This is a genomic window from Streptococcus sp. k-628 (assembly GCF_013277475.1).
GTDB lineage: Bacteria > Bacillota > Bacilli > Lactobacillales > Streptococcaceae > Streptococcus.
On record NZ_VMMZ01000038.1, the window covers coordinates 54,166 to 69,803 of the forward strand.

Sequence of the window (15,638 nt, forward strand, 5' to 3'; positions counted from 1 at the left end):
AATGGACGCTTTAACCAGACGACAATTTGACAGAGCCATGTTTGCCAAGGAAAGGACGCTGGCTATCCGTGTTGGTGATTATGCTTCACGAGATGTCAAAGAGGCTAGTTTTGAGTATGGCTATATAAAAGGCGATACTTATAAGCCCGGTGGAACGTGTGCTGGTAGCGGTAAGATTACCTTTACTAGCATCATAACCACATTCAATAAGCTGGATATCCTACACCCTGAGATTGGTCTACTGGTTGGGAATACCTACCAGTGGGTTAAGATGGGGGAATACTTCATTAATGATATTGAGATTGACCGAAACCGAAACACAACCACGCTGGAGCTCATGGACGGTATGTTTAAGCTCAATCGTGAGTATGTGACGGATTTGCGTTTCCCAGCTGAGGTACGAGAGGTTATTCAGGAAATCTGCCTGAAAACAGGCATTGAGTTAGCGAATGATTATTTCGGAATCAGTGCTATGCGTTATCATATTGAGCAAGTTCCTGAAGGCAAGAAACTTTCATTTAGGGATATGTTGAGCGCTATGACTCAGATGATTGGGATGTCTTGCTTTTTCAACCGAGAAGGCAAGATGGAAATCCGTGATTTAACTGAGTCCAACATCACGATCAACGCAGATAGTTACTTCTTGCATGGCTTGACCAAGAGTGAGATTGAGTATCAGATAGCTGGTATCACTTGTAAGACGGACAAGAAGTCTCTGACGGTCGGTATGAAGACAGGTCGATCTTTGGAACTGGACAATGTTTTCATGACCCAGAGCGCTTTAAATGACTTATATTACAAACTGAAAAACCTAACTTACTACCCTTATAATCTCAACTACCAAGGGCATTTACTGCTTGAGGTTGGGCAGTCGGTAACCATTCAGACTAACAAGAGAGAAACCTTTAAAGTTCCTGTCTTAAGTCAGAGCTTCACTTTTAAAGGTGGTCTGAGAGGTCGTATAAGTGCAGATAGTAAGGCTGGAAACGATACTCAGTATTCTTACGAGGGTACGATTACCAAGCAGATTAAGCAACAAGATGGCATTGAAGCGAAAATCCAAGCGCAGATAGAAGCAGCAGACGCAGCCTTTGAAGCAGAGTTTGAAAAGCGTAAAAAAGTGATTGATGATGCAATCGAAAAATACAAAGCAAATGCTGAAGAAATGGGCGCTAAAATTCACGAAGAAATGGAGAAAGAGCGTCCTGAGTTCGTGAAGCGCATCCGTGAGGAACTGATGAGTGGCGCTGACTCAATCGCTGAACTGAGTAAGAAACTGGAACAGGTCAGTGAGACTGCAAGGGTCAACGCAAGCCTGATTGGTGGTGACGGAAATACTCAGTACAATAAGAACCGCTTGAACGGTGGCACGGCTAAAAAAATCAGTTACGGAACGGATTTCGTGGAAGTCGGACACAACGGAGAGGGTTTTGAAATTGGCAAAAAATACGTCATCAGCTGGTCAGCAACCTGCACGCCTTACGGTAAGACAGATTTGACTGTGGTAGTCAATAAGACACCGTTTTACGGTGGACACGTCCATTTAGCGCCTGCTAATACAGTCATGCCAGCAATTGATAAAGACCTAACCCAGAAAGAGGAGCAGGTCTTGGCGGTCTACTACGGTGCCTATCGTCTGACCTTCTCAGGGGACTGGTATCAGAATGTAGAGCAGTCTGTGACGATTGACAATCAGACAAGACGGATTGAACTAGCGCCAGTCTACAGGACGGTTGCGGACGGGCAAAATGCTAGATATGAGGGAAGTTGGAGCGAGAGTCCAACTTTTATTTTTGACGGAGGAAGAACATGACAGAAACAATCCCGGTAAGGGTTCAACATAAGCGTATGTCAGCGAGTGACTGGGCAAGTAGCACTCTGGTCTTACTTGATGGAGAGTTAGGTATCGAGAGCGATACAGGAAAGGTCAAGGTCGGAAATGGCCGTGACCGATTTTCAGCTCTTCAATATCTGACGGGACCAAAAGGAGACCGTGGCGAACGTGGGGAAACAGGACCACGAGGCGCAGACGGAGTTATGCGGTTCGAGAACCTGACGAGTCAACAGAGAGAGGGGCTGAAAGGCGCACAAGGTCCACAGGGTGCGAGAGGTCCGGCAGGACCAACAGGACCAGCGGGTCCAACAGGCGCAGTAGGACCGAGAGGCCCAGAAGGTCAACGAGGACCCCAAGGAAATGTAGGCCCTGCAGGAGCGCCCGGCCAAAATATCATCAACCAGAACGGCGGTCAACCGATGAAGTATTGGTCTGGTACAAGGGCTCAATATGACGCGATTCCTAACAAGGATAGCAATACTATCTATGACATCTATAGTAGTTCGTAGGAGGTAGTATGGCTAGAGAAGGAATTTACGTGGGTGGCAAGGAAGTTGTTCAGCGTTATGTAGGAACACGGTTGGTTTGGGAAAAAAGAATACGAGTTTTAGAACTTTTTGGCAAAAGAGTTATCGCCTCTCCAAGTTACGGAGAGAATGTAATGCATATATACGATTATGCATTTGGCTTCCAGAACAATTCGATTGACGATGTTCGATTTATCGGTAAAACTGAATCAAATGTTATTCCAGTAACACTAGAACGAGGCTATAGTAACAACCACATTAAAGCCCGTTTTAGAACTACCGAAGATTTTGAGAAAGCAAAAAGTTTATTTAACTCATCAAACGGAGAAACTTATATGAGCTTCTATTCTACATGGAGGTAACACATGGATATTACCATTCAAAACGTTCGTTCGCCTGCTCTTGAGCACAACGGACGATATTACAAGGTCTTTCAGCCACGGACACGAGATGAACTATTAAAGCTTCATCATATGGGCTGTGTGGGTGACACGGTGCTGACGGATATCCAGCTGGAGCAGGGGGATTTCCCGACGAGTTTCGTGGAGCCTACTATAACGCAACGTACCTTGTCAGGTCTCTTCAAGGATATGCGTTCTATTGAACTGGAATTGAGAGACCCAAACAGTACTCTCTGGGGCAAAATCCAGCAGAATAATCAAGGGGCGCTGACCCAGTTCTTTGATACAAATGTAAAGAGTGCCATCGCTCAGACGGCCAAAGAAATCAGGCAGGAGGTGCGAGATGCTGCTAATAGTGCGAGGGTACGAGTGACGCCTGAAGGTGTGACCATCGGCTCTACCACTCTGACTGGTGAGCAGTTAGCTTCTACCATTTCCGCAAGTCCGAGAGGCGTTGACATCATCGCCCCAAAAGTCAGAGTGAAATCTGACATGATTGTTGATGGTGCGGTGACTGCTGGGAAGTTAGCAGCTGGGTCTGTGACTGCTGAAAATATCCAAGCTGGTGCCATTACGGGCGATAAAATCAGCGTAGATGATGCCTTGATTCGGAACCTGACCGCTAGAGATGCCTTGATTGACAAGCTGACATCCAAACAAATCTTCACAACCAAGATTGAATCAGTCGTGTCTAGTTCAACCTTCTTACAAGCCTATCAGGGTGAAATTGGAGGGTTTACCATCGGGAGTTTCCCAAACGGGAGTGGCAAGTGGATATCTGGCACAAATACGTTTGCGGTAGGAATGGGAAATGGTGGTGGTTTTGGCGAGACCAGAACAGCCTTCTGGGCGAATTGGGGGAGTAATTGGAATTACGCAGGACCTAATGCCTGGTACGTGACAACCGCAGGGGAAATGAAGTGTAAGAATAATGCGGATTTTAGCGCTAAGGTTGACTTTTCAGAGTCATCCAACGCTAGGTTTTATGGACGGACAGAATTTCAAAAATCGCCTATTTTTGTCAATGGGATTCATATGTACGAACAAGAAATTTTGGGAAATGGTTGGAGTCCGAGAGAGGGACATCAAAATAAGGTCGTGTGGTGGAACCAGGTAGGCGAGGGAACGGTAAAACACTGGATAGATAAATCTTCAGATAGACGCTTGAAAGAAAACATCACAGAAACAGCTGTGAAAGCCTTGGATAAAATCAACAGACTAAACTTGGTCGCTTTTGATTTTATCGAAAGTAAGAAACACGAAGAAATTGGTTTGATTGCTCAAGAGGCTGAGACTATCGTTCCAGAAGTTATCTCACGAGACCCTGAGAATCCAGATGGCTATCTACACATCGACTATACCGCATTCGTCCCCTACTTGCTGAAGGCTGTCCAAGAACTAGACCAGAAAATCAAAGAAATGGAGAACACACATGGATAATCACACAATCGACAAGCTAGTAGCTGAGTCGCTCGCTAACCGTTTGAGAGAAGGTGAATTGTATAGTGCGCATTTAGAAGCGCACTATACGCTGGCTTTAGCTGAATTGCAGGCCTTTAAGGCAGTTCTGGAATATGAACCAGCCCTCAAAGAACTATTTGACGAAACGCAAGCAAAAATGAAAGGAACTAACAAATGAGCTATGAACTTGCAATCAAGCCCTACTTGAAAGGTGGGGAAAATATAACAGTTGTCGCCATCAAGATGGAAAACAAGGGGCGCTATTCTTATGAGCAGTGCGAATTACTAGGTGACCATACACAGGATAGCGAGGATGCCCTTATCCAAGCGGTTTTGGAATTGGTTCGCACCGAACTTGACCCGACTAGCGCCATTGTCAAAAACCAAGAACAATTGGCTAAAACGACGGAAGCGCTGGAGAAAGCCAACCAACTCATGGATGGCATGCAGAAGGTCAATCTCCAGAACGCTCAGGATATTGAGGATATCTTAGCGCGATTGGAAGAGCTGGAAGCTCAAGGAGAGCCTGACCAGGGGGAGAAAGAGGAGGCAGGAGAGAACGCCCCTCAGGTTACGGACACAGAAAACCAAGCTGATGAAACAGAACCAGCACCAGTTCAACCAACTACTGAACAACCGGTAGTAGAAGCGTCTACACAACCAACCCCAGTAGCAGAAGAGAAGAAAGAAAGCGAGAAAGAAGATGACATTTCTGAAACGACAAACCAAGAGAGCCCTAGTGAAGACAATGGAGGTAGCAACGATGAGTAAGATTACACTAGACCAAGCAAAAATCGACATGTACATCAACCTACTGGAACGTGGAGCAGTTGACTTTTCATGGGTACATAAACGCTGGAAAGACCGTGTGCGCAAGGAATTGAAGCGACGTGGTTTGAGCCATCTAGCAAACTAGCGAGGTTTTTATGACAGAGATTGAGCACTTATTGATTCGGTTTCTCTTTTCTCTGATTCCTGTGGTTGTCTTGTACTTTTCCATGAAGGACAGGGCAACCAAACAGGAAAATCGCATGACAGCCATAGAAAAAGACATTGAGAACTTACGCGAATTTCGAATGTCGGCTAACAAAAGACTGGATAACCATGACGAACAAAATAAGGCTATTCTGGTGCTGGCTGAACAGGTCAAATCGCTAGGCGAAGATGTGAGAGAACTGAAAACCTTGATACAAAGTAAACAGTAAAGAAAGAGGTGCAGAATGGTCTGTAATCTCAATATGACCAATCTCGCACAGATTGACGGTGGTCACCTGATTAAGCAAGGGGACTTGGCTTCCACCTTTGGTTTTGCCCTCTTAGACGAAGACTACCAAGTGATTTCCTCTCTGGAAGGGGAGGAGGCGCTGATCAGTCTGACCAAGGAGAGCTACCAGTGGAAGAAGCAGGTAGCTGTTACCAGTCAAGGTGTGAGTTTTCATCTGGACGCTATCTTGCCCATTGGGAGTTATCGCTTGGAAATCACGGCTGGAGGCTATGTTTTCCCCAGTGATAAATCTGTCCATATCAAGATAGTCGCCTCAGATAAGGAATTGGTCACAGAAGAAGTCCATGCTTTAAAAGAGCTGGATATTGCAAAAGAAGTCGAAAAACAGCTTGCAGGTAGAACTGTAGGCGAGAGCCCAGCAGGTCAGGAATTGCCAGACCTGCTCTTTTATTACAATTTAGGAAAGGTGTAACACAAAATGGATACTACAAAATTAACAGCATTCGCACAGGCAGTGGGGGAAGATAACAAAAAGGTAAACGAAGAGCTGAAAACGAAAGTCAGCACGTCTGCCATGAACCAAGCTATCTCTCAAGCTAAATCCGAGGTTAAGGCTGAAATCTTGGGTGAAGGAGCGCCTGAGAATCTGGATACGCTGAAAGAAATCGCGGAAAAAATCACAAGTATGGGACAAGATGAAAATAGCGCACTTCTTGGCAAAGTAACTGAAGTCAGCGGACGTGTAGACCAGATTGCCAATGTTGACTTGGTCGCAACCTATAACGCAGCGAAAGCGTGAGTGCTATGAGTAACCTTGAAAATCTAGCAACAGCTATTGGTAGGGATGTCAAGGCTATCAAAGAAGACTCAGAGCTAAAGGATAGGGAGGTTCAGGGAAGGCTGGACTCCCTTGAGAGTAGACCGAGAGTCAATCCAGAAATCCTCGTTACAAAAGCGGAGCTGGAAGAGAAAGGCTACTTGACCTCCCACCAAGACTTGTCTACTTATGCCCAAAAATGGGAGTTGTACAATGATATCCCCATCAAGGCTAGGATTTCCGCCTTGGAAAATCGCCCGTCATTTGACAATCTGACCTCCAGTCAGAGAGAAAGCTTAAAAGGGGAAAATGGGCATAGTTTGAATGCCAGCGTTCGTATTGAGGGTTCTTATAAGAATGGCTCTACTAGCCAATTGAATCTGTTTGCGGATGTATTCTACGATGGCGAAGCAGTCACGAGTGGCTATACTCTTGATTATTACTACCGTGGTTTTGGGAATAATAGCTGGGGTGTTTTGAGAAATCAAACGCCTGATGCAAATGGTAAATTTGGTCAGTGGAATGCTACTCAGCGCTCTGGTGGCTGGTTCGAAGTCCGCATTGAAGTGAATTATAGAGGATTGAGAGCCTCTGCTTTTACCCATTTAGATAATGTTAACGATGGCGAACGAGGCGCAACGGGGGCGCCTGGTCAGAACATTGTCAATCAGAACGGTTCGCAGGCACTCAACTATTGGGCAGGTACGCAAGAGCAGTACGATGCTATTACTACCAAAGACCCTCACACGATTTACGATATTTTTAAGTAGGTGAAGCTATGAGAGATAGAGTAAGAATCATGTTAGGAAGTAGAGAGATTGTCAAGCGCTATATTGGCGATAGGTTGGTGTGGAAATTGGATCCGCTACAAAAAATCACGATCGTTGGTATTGAAACGAAATTATATGGTAGATTCATTGCGTTTCGTGTTAATGATCATTCTTCAAAATTTAATGGTAAGGTTATTAAAAAAATCCATATCGACGGCGCTAAAGAGGTTCTAAGAATACCTTCAAATTCCCAAACGCCACAATTATCAGGAAGTTCAATGTACATCAATAATATCAACGAAGATATTAAGAGATATTTCTCTGAAAACGGAGCTAGTAGTAGCGATTTCAAGTTTATGAATATTATATTTTTTGTTGAATAGAAAGGAAAAACATATGACACAATTTAATGAATTTATCATTGCCTTTGCGACAGGCTTTTTAGCAGTAGCAGTAGGCGGTATTGTAAAGGCAGTGAAAGACTACCTTTTGCGTAAAGGAGGAGAGAAAGCGGTTATTATCGCTGAAATCCTAGCTAAAAATGCAGTCAATGCAGTTGAGCAGGTCGCCACTGAAACAGGCTACAAGGGAGATGAAAAACTGGCACAGGCTCGTACTAAAATCCGTACTGAGTTGACCAAATATAATATCAGCATGACGGACAAGGACTTGGATACCTTTGTAGAGTCAGCCGTGAAGCAGATGAATGACGCTTGGAGGGAGTAAGGATGGATATCGATACAAGCAGACTACGTACAGGCTTGCCACAAGTCGGAGTGCAACCTTATAGACAAGTACATGCTCACTCAACAGGCAACCGCAACTCAACAGCTCAGAATGAGGCGGACTACCACTATAGAAAGGACCCTGAACTTGGGTTCTTTTCTCATGTGGTCGGAAACGGACGTGTCATGCAGGTAGGTTCTGTAAATAACGGCTCGTGGGATGTTGGTGGCGGTTGGAATGCTGAGACCTATGCAGCAGTTGAATTGATTGAAAGCCATTCAACTAAGGAAGAGTTCATGACAGACTACCGTCTGTATATCGAACTCTTACGCAATCTAGCAGATGAAGCAGGCTTGCCGAAGACTCTTGACACAGACGACTTGGCAGGTATCAAGACGCATGAATACTGTACCAATAACCAGCCTAACAACAACTCAGACCACGTTGACCCGTATCCTTATCTTGCGAAATGGGGCATCAGCCGTGAACAGTTCAAGCAGGATATTGAAAACGGCTTGACAATTGAAGCAGGCTGGAAGAAAAACGATACAGGCTACTGGTACGTACACTCAGATGGCTCTTATCCAAAAGACAAGTTTGAGAAGGTCAACGGAACCTGGTATTACTTCGACGGTTCAGGCTACATGCTTGCAGACCGCTGGAAGCAGCACACAGACGGCAACTGGTACTGGTTTGACCAATCTGGCGAAATGGCGACAGGCTGGAAGAAAATCGCTGATAAGTGGTATTATTTCGACGTAGAGGGTGCCATGAAGACAGGTTGGGTCAAATACAAGGACACATGGTACTACCTAGACGCTAAAGAAGGCGCCATGGTATCAAATTCCTTTATCCAATCAGCTGATAAAAAAGGCTGGTACTACATTAAACCAGATGGAACACTGGCAGATAAGCCAGAATTCACAGTAGAGCCAGAAGGCTTGATTACAGTTAAATAAATAGAAAGGAAACTTTCTAAAATGTTCTTTCACCGCAGGCTCAGGCTTGCGGTTTTTTTGTTTGCTCTGAAATTGACTTGTTGACATCAACAAATAGCTTCACAAAGCGCTTGGTTGTCAATTTTGTTGACGTTAACAAAATTAGAGTTTGTATTTCTATTTTGCAAAAACACGCATTTTGAACGATTAGAAATCAAAATCTAAATCCTATTGTTCAAAAAAGCGTTTTCTTGAAGAATAGGGAGGAGTAATGGCAGGGTATTATTGTCAAAAACGGTGTTTTGTTAAAAATAAAAAAACAGTGACCGAAATCACTGCTTATCAGTTGTAGCAAATTCATAAAGTTTTTCCGCTGTGAGAAGTGCCATTTTGTCCATACTTGTTTTTCCTTTTCTGAGGTCAGAAACGGTAGTCCATGGAACTCCAGCGCCTTGCGAAATAGCAGATGTAGACATCGAACTGTCTAACAATTCTTGAATAACTTTTCTCATCTTATTTGTCCTTTTTGTTTTTTAGATAAATGTATACATTAATTGCAATTATAAAAATAGCTATTGCACTAACCATTGCATTTCCTCGTTCCATTTGATAAAATAGAGGTGTGAGGGGCTTTCGCCCCAACCTCTTAGCGTTTACCTTTTTCTTTTGCGGGATTTCGGTTTACGCTTTTTGTTTTGCCTTGCGACCGTTATTGCGGTCACTAGACTTGCGATAGCAGTTACTGTTTCAGGAATATTGTCTATTGCCTTTTCAAGTAACCTAAGCCAATCTTCTTTGTTCAACTTCATCACCCCCTTTCCTTATCTTGATTATATTATATCACGGTATACCGAGAAAGTCAAGAGTTTTGATGGAGTTTTTTTATTTTATTTTTTAAAAAAAAGACCGTGAGTAATCACAGTTTTCTATTTGTCAACTATTGAACTTTAAGTTGGAACCTTCTCAACTATGCGGGCAAAAGTGAATACGATGATGAATACGATTAAAAAAAATGATAGCAATTAACGAAAATGATTTTAACGAAAAATAAGTAAAAACTCAACTATTTACAAGTGATGATAACTATTTGTAAACGTTTTTCACTTATGGTATAATAAGCATTGTATTTATTGTATATGAATCTGGAGAAAAAATCAAAGATATTTTTGAAGGATAATATGAGAACAAGGGAGAAGATATGACCTTAGAATGGGAAGAATTTCTAGATCCTTACATTCAAGCTGTTGGTGAGTTAAAGATTAAACTACGTGGTATTCGCAAGCAATATCGTAAGCAAAATAAGCATTCTCCGATTGAATTTGTGACTGGTCGAGTCAAGCCGATTGAGAGCATAAAAGAAAAAATGGCTCGTCGCGGCATTACTTATGCGACATTAGAACACGATTTACAGGATATTGCTGGTTTACGTGTGATGGTCCAGTTTGTAGATGACGTCAAGGAAGTAGTGGAGATTTTGCACAAGCGTCAGGATATGCGTATCATACAGGAGCGAGATTACATTACTCATCGAAAAGCATCAGGCTATCGTTCCTACCATGTGGTAGTAGAATATACGGTTGATACCATCAATGGGGCCAAGACCATTTTGGCAGAAATTCAAATACGTACCTTGGCCATGAATTTCTGGGCAACGATAGAACATTCTCTCAACTACAAGTACCAAGGGGATTTCCCAAATGAGATTAAGAAGAGACTGGAAATTACAGCTAGAATCGCCCATCAGTTGGATGAAGAAATGGGTGAAATTCGTGATGATATCCAGGAAGCCCAGGCTCTTTTTGATCCTTTGAGTAGAAAATTAAATGACGGTGTAGGAAACAGTGACGATACAGATGAAGAATACAGGTAAACGAATTGACTTGATAGCCAATAGAAAACCGCAGAGTCAAAGGGTTTTGTATGAATTGCGAGATCGTTTGAAGAGAAATCAGTTTATACTCAATGATAGCAGTCCGGACATTGTCATTTCCATTGGTGGAGATGGCATGCTCTTGTCGGCCTTTCATAAGTACGAAGACCAACTTGATAAGGTACGCTTTATCGGTCTTCATACAGGACATCTGGGCTTTTATACCGATTATCGTGATTTTGAGTTGGATAAGTTAATGACCAATTTGCAGCTAGATACCGGAGCAAGGGTTTCTTACCCTGTTCTAAATGTGAAGGTTTTTCTTGGAAATGGAGAGGTCAAGATTTTTCGTGCCCTCAACGAAGCCAGCATTCGCAGGTCTGATCGAACCATGGTGGCAGATATTGTCATCAATGGTGTTCCCTTTGAACGTTTTCGTGGAGACGGGCTAACAGTTTCGACACCGACTGGTAGTACTGCCTATAACAAGTCTCTTGGTGGTGCTGTTTTACACCCTACCATTGAAGCTTTGCAATTAACGGAGATTGCCAGCCTCAATAATCGTGTTTATCGAACGCTAGGTTCGTCCATTATTGTTCCGAAGAAGGATAAGATTGAACTCATTCCAACAAGAAACGATTACCATACTATTTCGGTTGACAATAGCGTTTATTCTTTCCGTAGTATCGAGCGAATCGAGTATCAAATTGATCATCATAAGATTCACTTTGTCGCGACTCCTAGCCATACCAGCTTCTGGAACCGCGTTAAGGATGCTTTTATCGGCGAGGTGGACGAATGAGGTTTGAATTTATCGCAGATGAACATGTCAAGGTTAAGACCTTCTTAAAAAAGCACGAGGTTTCTAAGGGATTGCTGGCCAAGATTAAATTTCGTGGTGGAGCTATTCTGGTCAATGACCAACCACAAAATGCAACCTATCTATTGGATCTTGGAGACCGCGTTACCATTGACATTCCCGCTGAGGAAGGCTTTGAAACTCTAGAAGCAATCGAGCGCCCACTGGATATTCTCTATGAGGATGACCATTTTCTAGTCTTGAATAAACCCTATGGAGTTGCCTCTATTCCTAGTGTCAATCACTCTAATACCATTGCCAATTTTATCAAGGGTTACTACGTCAAGCAAAATTACGAAAGTCAGCAGGTTCACATTGTAACCAGGCTTGATAGAGATACTTCTGGCTTGATGCTCTTTGCCAAGCACGGCTATGCCCATGCACGATTAGACAAGCAGTTGCAGAAGAAATCTATCGAGAAACGCTACTTTGCTCTGGTTAAAGGAGATGGATATTTGGAACCAGAAGGAGAAATTATTGCCCCGATTGCGCGTGATGAAGACTCCATTATTACCAGACGAGTGGCTAAAGGTGGAAAGTATGCCCATACTTCCTACAAGATTGTAGCTTCTTATGGGAATATTCACTTGGTTGATATTCGTCTGCACACTGGTCGAACCCACCAAATCCGAGTCCACTTTTCTCATATTGGTTTTCCTTTGTTGGGAGATGATTTGTATGGTGGTAGTCTGGACGACGGCATTCAACGTCAGGCTCTGCATTGCCATTACCTATCCTTTTATCATCCATTTTTAGAGCAAGACTTGCAGTTAGAAAGTCCCTTGCCGGATGATTTCAGTAACCTTATTAAACAGTTATCAACTAATACTCAATAAAAAATATTAGAGTATAATTTATTATTTTAAAGGAGAAAACTCATGGAAGTTTTTGAAAGTCTAAGAGCCAACCTAGTTGGTAAAAATGTCCGCATTGTTCTACCTGAAGGAAAAGAACCTCGTATTCTTCAAGCTACGAAACGCTTGGTAAAAGAAACAGATGTTATTCCAGTCTTGCTTGGTAAACCAGAAAAAATTAAAATTTACCTTGAAATTGAAGGGATTCACGAGGGTTATGAAGTCATCGATCCTGACCACTACGCTAAGTTTGACGAAATGGTTGCTGCGCTCGTTGAACGTCGAAACGGTAAGATATCAGAAGAAGAAGCTACTAGACTCTTACGTGAAGACGTTAACTACTTTGGTGTAATGCTAGTATATATGGGCTTGGTTGACGGTATGGTTTCAGGTGCACTTCACTCAACTGCTGCAACAGTTCGTCCAGCCCTTCAAATCATTAAAACTCGTCCTAATGTTACTCGTACTTCAGGTGCCTTCCTAATGACTCGTGGTTCAGAACGTTACCTATTTGGTGACTGTGCTATCAATATCAATCCTGATGCAGATTCCTTGGCTGAAATTGCGATTAATTCAGCAATCACTGCGAAAATGTTTGGTATAGAACCCAAAATTGCTATGTTGAGCTATTCAAGTAAAGGTTCTGGTTTTGGTGAGAACGTTGATAAGGTAGTAGCAGCTACACAACGTGCGCACGAACTACGCCCAGACCTTGAAATAGATGGGGAATTGCAATTTGACGCTGCCTTCCACCCTGAAACAGCAGCTTTAAAAGCTCCAGGAAGTAAAGTGGCTGGACAAGCAACTGTATTCATCTTCCCAAGTATCGAAGCTGGAAATATCGGTTACAAGATTGCAGAACGTCTCGGTGGTTTCTCTGCTGTAGGACCTGTTTTACAAGGTTTGAATAAGCCAGTTAATGACCTTTCACGTGGATGTAGTGCAGAAGATGTTTACAATTTAACCCTTATCACAGCAGCTCAAGCTGTTCATCAATAGTGAAAACTATAAAGCGATATACTATGCTATACTGTAGTTATGAAACTATGTACGAAAAGCACTGCCATTAACTCCTGAGAACTAAATTACTGATTGGTGTCAAAAAGGACAACTTCCAAGCGATGATATCCTGTCTATATACGACCTATAGAAATCTGTAATATACATGTCCGTAAAACGATAAATTCCCTTTTGGATTTTATACTCAATAAAAATCAAAGAGCAAACTAGAAAGATAGGCGCAGGCAGTACTTGAGTACGACAAGCCGACGCTGATATGGTTTGAATTTGATTTTTGAAGAGTATTAAATGAGTATGAAAAGAGAATTTTTTCATGAGAAAACGCATAATATTGAGTGTTTTGACACCTGATATTATGCGTTTTTTATAATTTTTGCACCTTTCTTAGCCTTTGTTATCGACAAGTATTGTTCTAGCTCCTTGTTTTTAGAATGGCAATTTCCCAGCGAAAGCACCCAGTTTTTTCTTGGTAGTTTCATCGATTTGTTCAAGAGCAGAATTGATGGCTTGAACGGTCATATCAGAAAGAGTTTCAAGGTCCTCTGGGTCAACGACAGCTGGATTGAAATCAATGCTGACAACTTTCTTATCTCCAGTTAAGGTCGCTTGGACAAGGTCTTGAGCAGATTTGCCAACAAATTGCATGGCAGCAAGTTCGGCCTGGCTTTGTTCCATTTGTTTTTGAAGTTTTTGTGCTTGACGCATCATGTTTTGCATGTTCATCATAAGATTTCTAAAGTTCCTTTCATCTCAAGGGGATAATCCCTGTTGTTAACAAGTGCCTGATTTTCTCTCCTAATTGTTATTAGTAGCATAGCTATCAAGCCCAAGTATTGATTTTATTATACCATTTTTTTAAGACATAGTCTTTTATTGATGAGAGTTATTTATGTCAAGGAGTGATTAGAAATCATTTAAAATAATGATTTTTGCTAAGAGGGGCTCTATTCTGGTTTCATGGAAATGATTTTACTAAAGGTTCGTATGCTTTGTTTACAAACATGTTACCTCTATCTATTTTTGGATAAATAGTTGTCTATTATTATTTTTATGCTAATAGTAAAATCTAAATGGTAGTCTACGATTTTTTAGAAAGAAAATGGTACAATATTTCTAAGAGAAAATACAATGGGAGGTAAAATGAGGTTATTACCTATAAGAAAAATATCACGTCAGTCTAAAAGGTTAGCACTTTTTTTGACGTTTTGTGCTGGATATGTGGATGCTTACACTTTTATTGTACGAGGGAATACCCTTGTAGCTGGACAAACTGGAAATGTCGTCTTTCTTTCAGTAGAATTAATTCAAAATAATGTTTCAGATGTTAGGGACAAGGTTCTTACCTTGCTAGCTTTTATGATGGGGGTCTTTTTATTAACTGTTTATAAGGAAAAATTGAGAATTGTAAAAAAACCGATTCTGTCACTGATTCCTTTGGCAATACTATCAATCATTATTGGTTTTGTGCCGCAAACTGTAGATAATATCTATCTAGTACCGCCCTTAGCCTTTTGTATGGGCTTGGTGACAACTGCCTTTGGTGAGGTTTCGGGTATTGCTTACAATAATGCCTTTATGACAGGGAATATCAAACGAACAATGCTGGCTTTTGGGGATTATTTCCGAACCAAGCACACTCCTTTTTTGCGTGAAGGGTTCATATTTGTTAGCCTGCTTAGTAGTTTTGTCCTTGGTGTTGTCTTTTCAGCCTATTTGACGATTTTCTATCATGAAAAGACTATTCTTGGTGTTCCTATTATGATGAGTATTTTTTACCTTAGCATGCTTTTTGCCTCTTGGCAGAAAAAAGTAAAAGAAAAAGCTTGATTTTAGGTGTTATTACTTGTAAGAAAATAGGAGATATGCTATACTTGAAGAGTTGACTATGCACGATCCTGTGCAACCGCACGAACATCGTTGCTTGATTATTCAAGTTTAAGTGGTTCGTCCCACGATGCTAGGCGAGTCTTCACAAAAAAATCGGGGAAACCCATAAAAATCATAGGAGGTGCATAATGAGCACATACGCAATTATCAAAACTGGCGGAAAACAAGTTAAAGTTGAAGTTGGTCAAGCAGTTTACGTTGAAAAATTGAACGTTGAAGCTGGTCAAGAAGTTACTTTTAACGAAGTTGTTCTTGTTGGTGGTGAAAACACTGTTGTCGGAACTCCACTTGTTGCTGGAGCTACTGTAGTTGGAACTGTTGAAAAACAAGGAAAACAAAAGAAAGTTGTTACTTACAAGTACAAACCTAAAAAAGGTAGCCACCGTAAACAAGGTCACCGTCAACCATATACTAAAGTTGTCATCAACGCAATTAACGCTTAATTTTAA

Annotated in this window: 22 protein-coding genes, 2 pseudogenes and 1 other annotated feature; of the genes and pseudogenes, 21 read left to right on the plus strand and 3 right to left on the minus strand. The window is 42.0% G+C overall.

Translation table 11 applies throughout. The features are described 5' to 3' along the window. Position 1: 1 nt before the first annotated feature. From HT730_RS05475 to HT730_RS05540, 15 genes and pseudogenes are all read left to right on the plus strand, one after another. Positions 2-1,813: a pblB gene (locus HT730_RS05475; RefSeq protein WP_345890425.1), complete on the plus strand. Its 1,812-nt coding sequence runs from the start codon at positions 2-4 to the stop codon at positions 1,811-1,813. Continuing rightward, a complete protein-coding gene (locus HT730_RS10630) occupies positions 1,810-2,343 on the plus strand; it encodes a hypothetical protein (RefSeq protein ID WP_173307027.1) in 534 nt (177 codons plus the stop codon). The genes HT730_RS05475 and HT730_RS10630 overlap by 4 nt, the downstream gene beginning before the upstream one ends. Before the next feature lie 8 nt (positions 2,344-2,351). Further along, the gene (locus HT730_RS05485) at positions 2,352-2,723 is read left to right on the plus strand and encodes a hypothetical protein (protein ID WP_173307028.1); all 372 of its coding nucleotides are present in this window, start codon (positions 2,352-2,354) and stop codon (positions 2,721-2,723) included. A 3-nt stretch (positions 2,724-2,726) separates the two neighbouring features. Then, a pseudogene (locus HT730_RS10480) lies at positions 2,727-3,104 on the plus strand (gp58-like family protein); the annotation flags it as partial. Between the two features lie 189 nt (positions 3,105-3,293). After that, positions 3,294-4,202 (plus strand): annotated as a pseudogene (locus HT730_RS10485) (tail fiber domain-containing protein); the annotation flags it as partial. Next, the gene (locus HT730_RS05495; protein ID WP_173307030.1) at positions 4,195-4,401 is read left to right on the plus strand and encodes a hypothetical protein; all 207 of its coding nucleotides are present in this window, start codon (positions 4,195-4,197) and stop codon (positions 4,399-4,401) included. The pseudogene HT730_RS10485 and the gene HT730_RS05495, both read left to right, overlap by 8 nt. Next, on the plus strand, positions 4,398-4,994 hold the full coding sequence (locus HT730_RS05500; protein ID WP_173307031.1) for a hypothetical protein: 597 nt from the start codon (positions 4,398-4,400) through the stop codon (positions 4,992-4,994). Before HT730_RS05495 ends, HT730_RS05500 begins: the two co-directional genes overlap by 4 nt. Further along, a complete protein-coding gene (locus HT730_RS05505; RefSeq protein ID WP_000036642.1) occupies positions 4,987-5,139 on the plus strand; it encodes a hypothetical protein in 153 nt (50 codons plus the stop codon). Before HT730_RS05500 ends, HT730_RS05505 begins: the two co-directional genes overlap by 8 nt. Positions 5,140-5,149: 10 nt before the next feature. Continuing rightward, positions 5,150-5,428, plus strand: coding sequence for a hypothetical protein (locus HT730_RS05510; RefSeq protein WP_000134981.1), 279 nt, complete (start codon positions 5,150-5,152; stop codon positions 5,426-5,428). Positions 5,429-5,443: 15 nt separating this feature from the next. Continuing rightward, on the plus strand, positions 5,444-5,920 hold the full coding sequence (locus HT730_RS05515) for a hypothetical protein (RefSeq protein ID WP_173307032.1): 477 nt from the start codon (positions 5,444-5,446) through the stop codon (positions 5,918-5,920). A 6-nt stretch (positions 5,921-5,926) separates the two neighbouring features. Next, on the plus strand, positions 5,927-6,247 hold the full coding sequence (locus HT730_RS05520) for a hypothetical protein (RefSeq protein WP_050242974.1): 321 nt from the start codon (positions 5,927-5,929) through the stop codon (positions 6,245-6,247). A gap of 5 nt (positions 6,248-6,252) precedes the next feature. Then, positions 6,253-7,035, plus strand: a complete 783-nt coding sequence (locus tag HT730_RS05525) for a hypothetical protein (RefSeq protein WP_050242975.1) — start codon at positions 6,253-6,255, stop codon at positions 7,033-7,035. Between the two features lie 8 nt (positions 7,036-7,043). Beyond that, positions 7,044-7,418 (plus strand): hypothetical protein, encoded by a 375-nt coding sequence (locus HT730_RS05530; protein WP_050242976.1) that lies wholly within the window; start codon positions 7,044-7,046, stop codon positions 7,416-7,418. A gap of 13 nt (positions 7,419-7,431) precedes the next feature. Next, positions 7,432-7,761: a phage holin gene (locus tag HT730_RS05535; RefSeq protein ID WP_050242977.1), complete on the plus strand. Its 330-nt coding sequence runs from the start codon at positions 7,432-7,434 to the stop codon at positions 7,759-7,761. A gap of 2 nt (positions 7,762-7,763) precedes the next feature. After that, positions 7,764-8,720 carry an N-acetylmuramoyl-L-alanine amidase family protein gene (locus HT730_RS05540; protein ID WP_173275481.1) on the plus strand — a complete coding sequence of 319 codons (957 nt, stop codon included), beginning with the start codon at positions 7,764-7,766 and terminating at the stop codon, positions 8,718-8,720. Between the two features lie 311 nt (positions 8,721-9,031). On the opposite strand, the gene HT730_RS05545 is transcribed toward HT730_RS05540, so the two are convergent. Together HT730_RS05545 and HT730_RS05550 are read right to left on the minus strand one after the other, a co-directional pair. After that, positions 9,032-9,211 carry a hypothetical protein gene (locus HT730_RS05545; protein ID WP_023937752.1) on the minus strand — a complete coding sequence of 60 codons (180 nt, stop codon included), beginning with the start codon at positions 9,209-9,211 and terminating at the stop codon, positions 9,032-9,034. A 141-nt stretch (positions 9,212-9,352) separates the two neighbouring features. Continuing rightward, the gene (locus HT730_RS05550) at positions 9,353-9,502 is read right to left on the minus strand and encodes a hypothetical protein (RefSeq protein WP_162489709.1); all 150 of its coding nucleotides are present in this window, start codon (positions 9,500-9,502) and stop codon (positions 9,353-9,355) included. Positions 9,503-9,897: 395 nt separating this feature from the next. Here HT730_RS05550 and HT730_RS05555 point away from each other — a divergent pair, with 395 nt between their 5' ends. From HT730_RS05555 to pta, 4 genes are read left to right on the plus strand one after another with little or no spacing between them, the layout of a single operon-like run. Continuing rightward, positions 9,898-10,569 (plus strand): GTP pyrophosphokinase family protein, encoded by a 672-nt coding sequence (locus tag HT730_RS05555; RefSeq protein WP_173274507.1) that lies wholly within the window; start codon positions 9,898-9,900, stop codon positions 10,567-10,569. Then, the gene (locus tag HT730_RS05560) at positions 10,553-11,371 is read left to right on the plus strand and encodes an NAD kinase (RefSeq protein WP_000799049.1); all 819 of its coding nucleotides are present in this window, start codon (positions 10,553-10,555) and stop codon (positions 11,369-11,371) included. Before HT730_RS05555 ends, HT730_RS05560 begins: the two co-directional genes overlap by 17 nt. Further along, a complete protein-coding gene (locus HT730_RS05565) occupies positions 11,368-12,264 on the plus strand; it encodes an RluA family pseudouridine synthase (RefSeq protein ID WP_173307033.1) in 897 nt (298 codons plus the stop codon). Before HT730_RS05560 ends, HT730_RS05565 begins: the two co-directional genes overlap by 4 nt. 42 nt (positions 12,265-12,306) lie before the next feature. Then, positions 12,307-13,281, plus strand: coding sequence for a phosphate acetyltransferase (gene pta / locus HT730_RS05570; protein ID WP_173307034.1), 975 nt, complete (start codon positions 12,307-12,309; stop codon positions 13,279-13,281). A 447-nt stretch (positions 13,282-13,728) separates the two neighbouring features. Here pta and HT730_RS05575 read toward each other — a convergent pair whose 3' ends face one another. Next, positions 13,729-14,028: a YbaB/EbfC family nucleoid-associated protein gene (locus tag HT730_RS05575; protein WP_000981526.1), complete on the minus strand. Its 300-nt coding sequence runs from the start codon at positions 14,026-14,028 to the stop codon at positions 13,729-13,731. A 414-nt stretch (positions 14,029-14,442) separates the two neighbouring features. On the opposite strand from HT730_RS05575, the gene HT730_RS05580 reads away from it, so the two are divergent. Further along, complete coding sequence (locus tag HT730_RS05580) at positions 14,443-15,129, plus strand: YoaK family protein (RefSeq protein WP_240151465.1); 687 nt, start codon at positions 14,443-14,445, stop codon at positions 15,127-15,129. Between the two features lie 64 nt (positions 15,130-15,193). After that, positions 15,194-15,281 (plus strand) — a sequence feature (ribosomal protein L21 leader region). Between the two features lie 36 nt (positions 15,282-15,317). Continuing rightward, the gene (gene rplU / locus HT730_RS05585; RefSeq protein WP_000109141.1) at positions 15,318-15,632 is read left to right on the plus strand and encodes a 50S ribosomal protein L21; all 315 of its coding nucleotides are present in this window, start codon (positions 15,318-15,320) and stop codon (positions 15,630-15,632) included. Positions 15,633-15,638: the final 6 nt, after the last annotated feature.

Coding starts and splice junctions, on each gene's coding strand:
- HT730_RS05525 (WP_050242975.1), top strand. CDS start 6,253: ATGAGTAACCTTGAAAATCTAGCAACAGCTATTGGTAGGGATGTCAAG.
- HT730_RS05500 (WP_173307031.1), top strand. CDS start 4,398: ATGAGCTATGAACTTGCAATCAAGCCCTACTTGAAAGGTGGGGAAAAT.
- HT730_RS05560 (WP_000799049.1), top strand. CDS start 10,553: ATGAAGAATACAGGTAAACGAATTGACTTGATAGCCAATAGAAAACCG.
- HT730_RS05565 (WP_173307033.1), top strand. CDS start 11,368: ATGAGGTTTGAATTTATCGCAGATGAACATGTCAAGGTTAAGACCTTC.
- HT730_RS05535 (WP_050242977.1), top strand. CDS start 7,432: ATGACACAATTTAATGAATTTATCATTGCCTTTGCGACAGGCTTTTTA.
- HT730_RS05505 (WP_000036642.1), top strand. CDS start 4,987: ATGAGTAAGATTACACTAGACCAAGCAAAAATCGACATGTACATCAAC.
- HT730_RS05545 (WP_023937752.1), bottom strand. CDS start 9,211: ATGAGAAAAGTTATTCAAGAATTGTTAGACAGTTCGATGTCTACATCT.
- HT730_RS05520 (WP_050242974.1), top strand. CDS start 5,927: ATGGATACTACAAAATTAACAGCATTCGCACAGGCAGTGGGGGAAGAT.
- HT730_RS05580 (WP_240151465.1), top strand. CDS start 14,443: ATGAGGTTATTACCTATAAGAAAAATATCACGTCAGTCTAAAAGGTTA.
- HT730_RS05510 (WP_000134981.1), top strand. CDS start 5,150: ATGACAGAGATTGAGCACTTATTGATTCGGTTTCTCTTTTCTCTGATT.
- HT730_RS05495 (WP_173307030.1), top strand. CDS start 4,195: ATGGATAATCACACAATCGACAAGCTAGTAGCTGAGTCGCTCGCTAAC.
- HT730_RS05540 (WP_173275481.1), top strand. CDS start 7,764: ATGGATATCGATACAAGCAGACTACGTACAGGCTTGCCACAAGTCGGA.
- HT730_RS10630 (WP_173307027.1), top strand. CDS start 1,810: ATGACAGAAACAATCCCGGTAAGGGTTCAACATAAGCGTATGTCAGCG.
- HT730_RS05485 (WP_173307028.1), top strand. CDS start 2,352: ATGGCTAGAGAAGGAATTTACGTGGGTGGCAAGGAAGTTGTTCAGCGT.
- HT730_RS05575 (WP_000981526.1), bottom strand. CDS start 14,028: ATGATGAACATGCAAAACATGATGCGTCAAGCACAAAAACTTCAAAAA.
- pta (WP_173307034.1), top strand. CDS start 12,307: ATGGAAGTTTTTGAAAGTCTAAGAGCCAACCTAGTTGGTAAAAATGTC.
- HT730_RS05530 (WP_050242976.1), top strand. CDS start 7,044: ATGAGAGATAGAGTAAGAATCATGTTAGGAAGTAGAGAGATTGTCAAG.
- rplU (WP_000109141.1), top strand. CDS start 15,318: ATGAGCACATACGCAATTATCAAAACTGGCGGAAAACAAGTTAAAGTT.
- HT730_RS05515 (WP_173307032.1), top strand. CDS start 5,444: ATGGTCTGTAATCTCAATATGACCAATCTCGCACAGATTGACGGTGGT.
- HT730_RS05475 (WP_345890425.1), top strand. CDS start 2: ATGGACGCTTTAACCAGACGACAATTTGACAGAGCCATGTTTGCCAAG.
- HT730_RS05555 (WP_173274507.1), top strand. CDS start 9,898: ATGACCTTAGAATGGGAAGAATTTCTAGATCCTTACATTCAAGCTGTT.